This window comes from Merdimonas faecis (genome assembly GCF_001754075.1).
GTDB lineage: Bacteria > Bacillota > Clostridia > Lachnospirales > Lachnospiraceae > Merdimonas > Merdimonas faecis.
In genome coordinates, this window is the sequence record NZ_MIEH01000040.1 from 26987 (window position 1) to 37629 (window position 10643).

Consider the following 10643-nt stretch of genomic DNA (forward strand, 5'->3'; position numbering starts at 1 on the left):
TAATAGAAAGCAGAAGGAGTGGTGGGAAAATATGGAAGAAATTATCGGATTATCAAAGAGTAAAGTAGAGTTTGAAGAAATATGGAAAAGATTTCATTGTGCTTTGTTCGTCGTCCTGCTGATATATGGGCTTTATTATACGGCAGAAAAGTATGAAAGAATATTAGTGAGACCGGACGAAGCGTGGAAAGTAAGGACGAGAACAGAGGCAGTGAATGGGATAGGGGACTTAAAGGTTTCCGATGCGGAAATGTTGGTCTCACTGGAGCCTCTTTATGTGCCGGACAAATTTGAAGGCAGGGAGATGTGGAAAAATCCAAACATGGAAAGTGTACCGGAAACGGAAAAGAGTTTGGATATTACAGCCTCCGGGGTGAACACTACAGATGCCTCCGAGTCTCCGGCAGCTGTTGAATCAGAATCAGGTGCAGCCGCTGATTCGGCTGGAGAAACAACCGTGCCTGCCGTCCTTACCATATATTTACATGGGAACGGAGGAACACCGGAAATAATGACGCTTACAGAGGCTGCAGATGGGGTTTCGCCGGAGAGTTTGAGTGTTCCGTTCCGCCTGGGGAAAGTCTTCGACGGTTGGTATTTGGACGCAGGGTGTACAATACCGTTTTCTGGAGTAGAAGAAGGCGTTGAACAGCTGGAGTTGTATGCGGGATGGAAAGAACTGGCAGGCTTTGTATCAGACGATGCAGGGCATATTACTTCCTGTGCGGCTGAAGGAGTAATCCAGGACGGGATCCTTGCGCTCCCGTCAGATATGGCCTGCACGGGGATTGAAAGCGGGGCTCTTGCAGCGGTGGCAGACCAGGTCACGGAAATCTATATTCCTGCTAATATTACATATATAGGAGAAGGGGCTTTTGAAAACCTGCCAAACCTGATGTATATCGAAGCGGCGGGCGGTAATCCGAATTATTACAGCGAGGGCGGTATTTTGTATACAGCAGCAGGAGAAATGGTGGCCTGCCCGGCATGGTATACAGTAGAGTAAAAAGTTTATTAAGAGTATGTAGAGGAAATAAGAATGGAAGAAATCATCAGGTTGTCAAAATATGAAGCGAGTATCGAACAGATATGGAAGAAATTCACAGGTATTCTTTTGACCGTGATGCTTCTGTCAGGACTTTATACTCTGGCAGAAAATTACGACGAGAAGATGCTAAGAGAAGAGCATGTGTGGAATATGTCAGGGATGTCGGAAAACGCGGCAAATGTCAAAGACAGTCCCTTTCCGCCGGCAGATGCACTTTCTATAGAGGATAGTGAAAAGCTTTTGCAAGGATTTGAAGATGTAAAGTTACGGAATAACTTTGCAGAATCTATTCGGCCGGGAAGGGGCGAAGCAGAAACACAGGTGTCGGACGGAATTTCGGATCTTTCAAAAGAAAGCGAAACAGCTGTCTTGCCAAGCGTATCAGGAGACGCTGGTTCGTCTGTATCCGATGTACCAGAGAGTGAACCTACGCCCGCCCCGACAGTACTGACCATTCATTTGTATGGAAATGGAGGAGAACCCTCGATGACTACGATGACAGGAAGTGCAGATACTATTTCTTCGGAAGAATGGAATGTTCCATTTAGGCTGGGGAAAGTTTTTGATGGATGGTATCTGGATGCAGCATGCACAATGCCATTTGGAGGACTGGAAGAAGGCGCAGAAATGCTGGAATTGTATGCCGGATGGAGAGAATTGGAAGGTGTTGTGTGTAACGATGCAGGGTATATCATTTCGTGTGGGACTGCTGTGGATGGGATTCTGGCGCTGCCTTCGAACGCGGCCTGCACAGGGATCGAGAGTGGAGCGCTTGCGGGGATTGCGGGAGAAGTCTCGGAAATATATATACCGGCCAATATCGCTTATATCGCACCAGGAGCCTTTGATGGGTTGCCGAATCTGATGTATATAGAAGCCGCGGCCGGAAATCCGAATTATTACAGTGAAGGCGGAGTTTTGTATACGGCGGCCGGGGAAGTGGTCGCTGCGCCGGTATGGTATGGAGAAGAAAAATAAAAGAAGTTTACAATGATCTAATTGGCAAACTTATTTATAAGTGACAAGTAATATAAAAAACAATGTTTCACACAATTTTACGTCGATTTTATCAAAATTTAAACTTATTCTGGCGTAAAAACAAGATTTATGCTATATTTTAAAAAGAATTTAAAAGGATAAGGATTGATGTGAAAAGTGAAAAAAGTAAATAAGATACTACTAAAAACTGCGGTAGTTTTGGAGGTATTGTTGACAGCAGTGTTCGCTTTTATTGCGCCACTGCTGCTTTTTAGTGCCTGGTGGATGTTCCGTACATGGAACAATTTGACTATGGATGAATTGATGTTCCATTTGACAGGGCCGCTAGAGGGAACAAGTAGTGATATGATAAAAGAATATCTATTGCAATGTGCGTTGCCGACATTAGTTATCTTTGTTGCGTTAATTATTTCAATAGTTATTCTTAGAAAGAGAAAGTTTTTTTATTTATTTGATGGAGTTTTGTTAGTTGGACTTATTCTTGTTTCTTTTGGAACAGTTTATACAACTGCGGATAAGCTGGACTTAGCGGACTATTTAGAATCACAGGGAACATATTCGGAGTTTATAGATACTAATTACATAGATCCATCAGAGGTAGCGCTTAACTTTCCGAAACAAAAGCGTAATTTGATTTATATATTTTTGGAATCTATGGAGACAACTTACACGGATAAAGAAAATGGTGGAGGGGTGTCACAGAATATTATTCCGGAATTGGCAGAGATAGCACAAGAGAATGAGGATTTTTCTGGAGATAATATGAAAATTAATGGAGCCCATGCAATGCAGGGAACAACATGGACAATGGGGGCAATGTTTGCTCATACATCAGGACTTCCTTTGAACATATCTATTGGCGAAAATAGTATGGATACTCAAGAATCTTTTTTTGGTGAGGCGGTTACTTTAGGAGATATTTTATATGAGGAAGGCTATTCACAGACATTGTTGCTTGGTTCTGATGCTACATTTGGTGGAAGGCGTTTGTATTTTACAGAACATGGAAACTATGATATTATAGACTATAATTATGCTCGAGAGTCTGGAATGATACCAGAAGATTATGGGGTATGGTGGGGGTATGAAGATCAAAAATTGTTTCAATTTGCTAAAGAGAAGTTAATAGAATTAGCAGGGCAAGGGTCGCCATTTAATTTGACAATGTTGACTGTTGATACGCATTTTGAGGACGGATATTTATGTGAGCGGTGTCCGGATACTTTTGGAGATGATCAGTATGCCAATGTACTTGCTTGTTCCAGTGCTCAATTAAAGGAATTTATAGAATGGGTACAACAGCAAGATTTTTATAAAAATACGACCATTGTATTGGTAGGTGATCATTTAACGATGGACAGTAATTTTTGTGATGTTGTTTCAGGTGATTATGATCGGAAGACCTATGTATCATATATTAATGCTGGTGTCGAAAAACAATCAAGTACAGAGCGGTTATATTCAACCTTTGATCTTTTTCCTACAACTTTAGCTGCTTTAGGAGTGGAAATTGAAGGAAATCGGCTGGGATTAGGGGCAAACTTATTTTCTGCAGAAGAGACTTTAACGGAAAAATATGGGATTGATTACGAAAATAAAGAATTAAAGAAAAGATCAAAATTATTAGATCAACTAGCAAATATTAATGAAAATAGTCTGAAATTGATTTATCAAAAAAATAGTATACCATCGGCTAAACTAATGACAGAAGAATATCAGCAAGAAATAGGAATATTACCAATAAGCGTTAGGGAAATAAAAAATGTAAAAAATGGAATCAGTTCTATAGTTCTTTGCATTTGGACGAAAGATGATAAGAGTGATAGCCAATGGGTTCAGCTTGAAGAAAATGAAAGTGGAATATACAGTGTGAATTTTAATACCTATCCATTAGAGAATATGAAAACAGGTATTCATGTACAAGCATATTTAACTGACGGGAATGGAGAAACATATTTCATAGGAGAAAAGTTGGCGAGGTTAGGGAAGTAGATAGTTGCTGATAGATATTCTTACAGCATGAGAATTTTTGCTATAGAAAAAATGTATTAAGAAATTCTTGCAAGTTTGTGGTGGTTCAAATTTGACATAAAGAGAGTCTATCCGCGCTTTTTAAATATTCAGTTGTGACACATGTATTGTAATCCTACACAATATATACTTAAAAAAACTTTTATATTATTTGTAGAGGCGCAAAAATGTGGTATAATACATTAAATATGCTAGAAAAAAGTAAGATAGAATGGAAGGAATACTTATGCAAAATCAATTAGTAAGTATTGTAATGGTAAATTATAATCATGAAGACTTTATAGAAGAGGCAATAGAAAGTGTATTAAAGCAGACATATAGAAATTGGGAATTAATTATTATTGATGATGGGTCTACAGATCAGTCTTGCAAGATAATAAAAAATTACGCAGATAATAATAAAAGAATAATACCCATTTTCTTAGAAAAAAATAGCCATATTTGTGTGGCTACAAATATTGGATTAAATAGAATTAGTGGTGAGTTTGTAGCAAGATTAGATAGTGATGATGTATGGGAAATGGATAAATTGGAAAAGCAGATAAACTATTTGGAGGATAACCAACAGGATATTTGCTTCACTAAGTTGAAAATTATAGATAAAGATAGTCGAGTCGTGAAAAGAGAGGATAAGGAGGATTTATATAATCTTTATGATAATCGGCAAAAGAACAGTAGTGAGTGGCTAAAATTCTTTTTTTATTATGGGAATTCTCTAATACAATCATCAGTGTTGATGAGACGAGAAGTCGTAAAAAGAGTTGGCTTTTTCAATTTGGCTTATGTTCAGGCTCATGATTTTGATTTTTTTATAAGAGCTGCGAAACATTTTGAGTTTGGATTTATCGAGGAACCATTATTAAAATATCGAAGAATAGAGAAGCAAAATAGTGAGGTAAATCCAGAAAATGATTTGCGTTTTTTTAATGAATATATGAATATAAGACTCCACTTTTTTGATGATTTTCCAGATGATTTGTTTATAAAAACATTTCAGGATTGTTTTGTGAATAAAGATGCAAGTTCACATGAAGAATTGCTGTGCGAACAGGCCTTTTTATTAATGAAATGTATTGGAGGAGGGGTAAATCCTGTTTTGGGGTTAATTAAAATGGAAGAACTTTTAAACAAGCCAGATACAAGCGCTGTTTTAGCGGAAAAGTATCATTTTACACCTAAGATGTTTTACGAAGAGAATAAGAAGAGACAATTTTTTTCCTATGATTTATATAAACAAGAACATGATTTAAAATATGAATTACAAAAGGTAAAAGAAAGTAATAAACATCAACAGGATCATATTAATCTTTTATTGGAGTTAAAAGATAAACAACAAAAGTATATTGAGGAGATACAGAGTTCGATTAGTTGGAAATTGACAGAACCAATTAGAAAAATGCGTAAAAAGATGAATAATAAAGAAAAGAGGTTTTAAATCGCAAAGTTCAAAGCGTTTTACTGTTGCTATTTGACGGGATATAAAAAGGTTGACAGCTTATTCTCAAGGATTTCATAATATAATCAAGAGAGTAAGGAGTGGTCAAAGTGATACGTAAATATGGCCATGCATATAAAGTACGGGTAGTAAAACTGGTGAAGGAAATTGGTGTGCTAAGGATACTAAAGAATTAGAAACTCCTGAAAGAACTATTCAAGCATACTTAAATCAGTCAGAACTGGTAAACTGAATATCAGAGAAAACTTCATGTTCCTACTAGTGCAATGAGCCTGTCAGAAGAGAGTGAAAAGTGTGTTATATATATCATGAAAATTAGGGCGCTTGCTGGGAAACTGTATATATCTGCTATCTCCGACTTTTTTGATCTTAATGTTCTTGGCCCGATGAGGAGACAAACATGAAAGTGGGTCTGGGTGCTCATACATTGGAGAACGTGCTGAATGCTTATTTATATTTGGGAGGTGTCTTTATTCCTGGTGATTGCGGGATACAGTATATCACTGAGATCTATCGAAAGGTTATTTAAGATTATCATATTGTCAGAGCAAGAATAATGCCAATTGCCGCTACTGTGATAATGCAAGATGGGAGAGTATGTGAACTGGATGAAGACAGAGTTTTTCTATGGCTACTATGATGCAGTGCAGATGACGGTAGAAAGGTTATGGAAGCGCATCTAGAGATACTCATCTAGGTGCCGGAACAATCGGAAAATTTGCTCGGTCAATAGCGGCTTTTCTCCTATGATAAAACGCAGACAGTATTATTGGGCTTTGGAGTTTAGTAGTTTAGTAGTACAGACAGTGATATCTTTGAGAAAAACATGTTAATTAATATTAGCAATATCGGTTCATATTATTTATCGGGAGAAAAATAAATGAGAAGTACTATGACGAAAGAAGAAATTAAATGGTTAGATGATTTGAAAAGGCAATACGAAATTCCGAAGAAAGAAAAAGTAATTGTATTTGGATATGAATATTGGAAAATAGGAGGAGTTGAAAGGGTTTTGCTTACCATTATGGGGCATTTAAAAGAAAAGTATTCACTTTTTTTGTTTGTCCCTCAAGTGGAAGAAAAATTGTGTTTTTATGAAATTCCTAGCTATGTTGAAGTGATTGAGTTTCGTAAAAATGTAATCTCATTAGCAAGACAGATGGCAATAATGGCATTCTATGTAAATGCAGAATTATTTATTGGAAATGGTAATTTGAATGTTGAATTTTTAAACGTATATAAAGAGTTGAAAAAATTCGGCATTAAATCGATAATGTTAAATCATTATTTTTGGTTATTCCCTTATATGCATGAAGCATATCTTTCAAAAGTAATTGAAGCAAGAAATCGTAATATGAAATATCCGGATAAAATACTAGGATTAACGAATATATCATCGTATTTGTGTTCTGTGTCATCGGGAAGAGAGGTTGAGACTATTGGAAATCCTAATTGCTTTGATAAACAGGATAGGATTCCGTTAGAATGCAGAGAAAATATTGTTCTTACTGTTGGTAGGTTTGATGACCCAATTAAAAGATTAGACGTGATTTTGAGAATCTTTTCTAAATTATTTATAAAGGATGGAAGTATAAAATTAGTAATCGTAGGAACGGTAAAATATAAAGAAACATTCGGGAAAGAAATTCAAGATGAGTTAAAAAAATTGGGACTACCAAAAGAAAAAGTGTGCATTGTTGGAGAACAGAGAAATGTGGAACAGTGGTATCAGAGAGCAAAAGTTTTTCTATTTGCTTCGGAAATGGAGGGGTTTGGTCTGGTGTTAAATGAGGCTGGGAGTTTTGGAATTCCCATAGTTTCAAATTATTATTTAGGGATTGAAGATATAATTGTGAATGGGGAAAATGGCTATCTGTTTGAAGCAGGTGTTAAAGAGGCTGAAGATAGGGTTGTAGTTGAAATGTTCCAGTTATTACATAATAAAGAAATTTGGGATAAGATGAGTCTAAAAGCGTATGAGATGACGGATCGGTTTTCGGAAAAAAGGATTATGAGAAAGTGGGAAGATATTATAAATAGAGTTTTGCAAGGGGAGAATGGGGAAACGTTATCCACAAAATATATTCCTTCTCAAAAGGAATATGTGGAATGTATACGATTGTATGAGAAATTTACAGGAGATATAATAAAGCGTGTAAATAGAGGAGATACCTGTCAGGAGTTTTTAAACGCATTATATTTGGAAGAAAAAGCTAGAAATATAGAAAAAGATTCTTTGAGAAATGTGCTTGGGATTTTAATAAAAAGGATGAAAAATAAAATTGCAAATTTGCGTGAAGGGTTTAATGAGAAGTTATAATTTGAATAGAGGTAAGGTTAGAAATATTCCTGATTAGTATTACAAAAAGAAAAATTAATTTTAGGGAGAAATGAGGTTATGAGAAATTTAAAAAGAATTGTTGTATTTATGTTAGTGATAAGTATGTTGTTGCCTAATGTAATTAGTGTAAAGGCTGCAGAACCAGATAATACAGTTGAAATTGTTCAAAGTGAAGGTGACCAGAATGCCGAAGGAAATATTGAGGAGGAGGTAGAGAGTAATAAGCAGAATGAAATTTCAGAAAGCGTAGACGCCAATCAAGGCCAAGAAAATATAATTTCAGAGCCTCAGATGGGAGAAAACTCTGGAGATAATCTGGAAACAGAAAATGATGAAGAGGAGACGATAGATGGCCCCTTGGAGAACAGCTGGAGATATGAAAATGGTAAATTGATTGAAGGAATTGATAATTATTCAGACCAAGGGAGAGCAAGATCAGCACAAAATACTTCGTCAATTGTTGGGATAGACGTAAGTGAACATCAAGGTGTTATTAACTGGGAGCAGGTAAAAGCATCTGGAATGGTTGATTTCGTACTTATTCGCTGTGGTTATGGACGAGATCAAACTGATCAAGATGATAAACAATGGGCAAGAAATGTTTCTGAATGTGAACGGTTGGGAATACCATATGGGGTTTATATTTATTCATATGCGACGAATACAGAGAGAGCGGCAAGTGAAGCACAACATGTGCTTAGACTAATCCAAGGGAAAAATTTAACATATCCAGTCTATTTTGATATGGAGGACGTTTCGACAATTGGATTTAATTATGCGGCAATTGCACAAACTTTTTGTAATGCCATTTCTGCAGCAGGATATGATGTAGGAGTTTATGCAAATTTATATTGGTGGAATAATTATTTGACTGATCCAGTATTTAACAACTGGGATAGATGGGTTGCACAATGGGAGAGTAGCACATGTGATTATCAAGGTGAATATAGTGTATGGCAATATACATCGCAAGGATCAGTTCCGGGAATAAGCGGAGATGTTGACATGAACTACTGGATGAAATTAAAAATAAATGGTCTGACATGGCAATTTAGAGAAACTGGAATTGATGTGGGAGTATCATATCTTAGTCCCAATAGCGATGTTCAGTTTAAGTGGCAATCATACAATCTAGATACGAAAGAATGGAATTTAATAGCAGACTGGAATGGAGGAAACTGGGCCACATGGACACCTAAAAAGGGAAATTATTGGTTACACGTCGAGGTGAAAAGTGGTGATAGGACACTTTCAAAGACAATTTGTTTTGCTGTGAGCAGAAATTACCCTGTATATATCAGTGGAAAATATCAGGGACCGAATCCATACGGAGACGGATGGCTGTTAGGTGTAAGCTCTAATATAAATTCCGAACAAAAATATCAATATGAGATGTTGATTCTAGACTGTAATAAATATATGTCGGGAGATCCTAACCCATGGATTTACGGAACAGGATTGGCGCGGGTATCATCAGGAACAACTTTTTGGACTACATATAATCCGCCCCATGCGGGATATTACTGGACATATTTTAGAATTTATGATGAGACAGGTAATATGATAGAAGATCAGTGTTATGGAGCAAAGCTGTGATATGATATTTAGCGTGATGCTAGATATGTCAAAGTTTTGTATGAGTTCATAAAGCGATACGAAATACATGTTTTTATTATTGAGGATGGAGATCTTTGATCTCCGTCCTTACTTATGATTTGATTGATGTAACGTAAGCGCCAAATATTCCTGCGGATTTCCTGATCCTTAAGTTTTGCCTATAATTGTAGTCGATAGATATTTAGACTATTTCACTACAATCATGGAGGATAGATTATGGCAGGTACTCGCAAAGCCCGTGTTCCGATGGCGGAACAGATCAGGCTTATCAATGAATGCCGCCAGAGCGGCATGACAGATGCCGACTGGTGTCGCGAGAATGATATCGCAGTAAGCACCTTTTACAACTGGGTCAGCCGCTGCCGGAAAGCCGCAGCGGATCAGATCCCAGCAGCGAATTACGGTCATCTTGAGGTCCCCCGCCCGAAACAGGACGTGGTCCCCATTGACATTGTTCCGGATCACATTCCGGAGCAGCATACAGCATCACAGATGCAGAACCCGTACCTTGACAATTCGCATACGATTGAAGTTGCTATGAAGAACATCACGGTCCGCATCAGCAATGATGCAGATCCTGTCCTGCTCACCAGGACATTTCGTCTGCTTCAGGAGCTCTCATGTTAGGTGACATCTCCGGACTTGAGAAGATCTACATTGTCTGCGGCTATACGGATATGCGGAAATCCATTGACGGACTCTGCGCCGTTATCGAAGACCAGCTTAAGATGGATCCGTCGTCCAGTGCTCTCTTCCTTTTCTGTGGAAGAAGACGGGACAGGATCAAAGCCTTGTTCCGTGAACCGGATGGCTTCGTTCTGATCTACAAGCGGTTGTCTGTCCACGGTGGCTATCAATGGCCCAGGAAGCAGTCGGAAGTCCGGAACCTTTCCTGGCGGGAGTTTGACTGGCTGATGTCGGGGATCGATATTGACCAGCCAAAAGCACTCAAAGCAGAGTAAAAATCTTGCATAGAAAACCCAGGAAAATCCTTGTAAATTCGGCGTTTTTCAGCAGTTATTCTTCTTTAGTAAAAGCCCCGTTTCTGGTATAATAAAGGTATCAAATCCGAGGAGAGAAACAATGGCTTCCAGTGCGAAAGATATCCAGCTTCGAGAGCTGAAAGATACCGTATCACAACTGAAAACAAT

The 10643-nt window shown here is 37.7% G+C and carries 8 protein-coding genes; all 8 read left to right on the top strand.

The features are described from left to right. Positions 1-31 precede the first annotated feature (31 nt). The 8 genes from BKD12_RS15860 to tnpB all read left to right on the top strand — a co-directional run bounded on the left by BKD12_RS15860 (position 32) and on the right by tnpB (position 10454). Positions 32-1006: a hypothetical protein gene (locus tag BKD12_RS15860; protein ID WP_070090321.1), complete on the top strand. Its 975-nt coding sequence runs from the start codon at positions 32-34 to the stop codon at positions 1004-1006. Between the two features lie 33 nt (positions 1007-1039). Continuing rightward, positions 1040-2026 carry an InlB B-repeat-containing protein gene (locus BKD12_RS15865; RefSeq protein ID WP_070090322.1) on the top strand — a complete coding sequence of 329 codons (987 nt, stop codon included), beginning with the start codon at positions 1040-1042 and terminating at the stop codon, positions 2024-2026. Between the two features lie 177 nt (positions 2027-2203). Beyond that, positions 2204-4039, top strand: coding sequence for a sulfatase-like hydrolase/transferase (locus BKD12_RS15870; RefSeq protein WP_083263006.1), 1836 nt, complete (start codon positions 2204-2206; stop codon positions 4037-4039). Positions 4040-4304: 265 nt separating this feature from the next. After that, positions 4305-5513 (top strand): glycosyltransferase family 2 protein, encoded by a 1209-nt coding sequence (locus tag BKD12_RS15875; protein WP_070090323.1) that lies wholly within the window; start codon positions 4305-4307, stop codon positions 5511-5513. Between the two features lie 913 nt (positions 5514-6426). After that, entirely contained in the window at positions 6427-7854 is a 1428-nt protein-coding gene (locus tag BKD12_RS15880; RefSeq protein ID WP_176730995.1) for a glycosyltransferase, read from the top strand. A gap of 78 nt (positions 7855-7932) precedes the next feature. Continuing rightward, positions 7933-9471: a glycoside hydrolase family 25 protein gene (locus BKD12_RS15885; protein WP_070090325.1), complete on the top strand. Its 1539-nt coding sequence runs from the start codon at positions 7933-7935 to the stop codon at positions 9469-9471. Positions 9472-9708: 237 nt separating this feature from the next. Next, positions 9709-10119, top strand: a complete 411-nt coding sequence (tnpA, locus tag BKD12_RS15890; protein WP_070090326.1) for an IS66 family insertion sequence element accessory protein TnpA — start codon at positions 9709-9711, stop codon at positions 10117-10119. Further along, positions 10113-10454, top strand: a complete 342-nt coding sequence (gene tnpB / locus BKD12_RS15895) for an IS66 family insertion sequence element accessory protein TnpB (protein WP_070090327.1) — start codon at positions 10113-10115, stop codon at positions 10452-10454. Before tnpA ends, tnpB begins: the two co-directional genes overlap by 7 nt. Positions 10455-10643 lie beyond the last annotated feature (189 nt).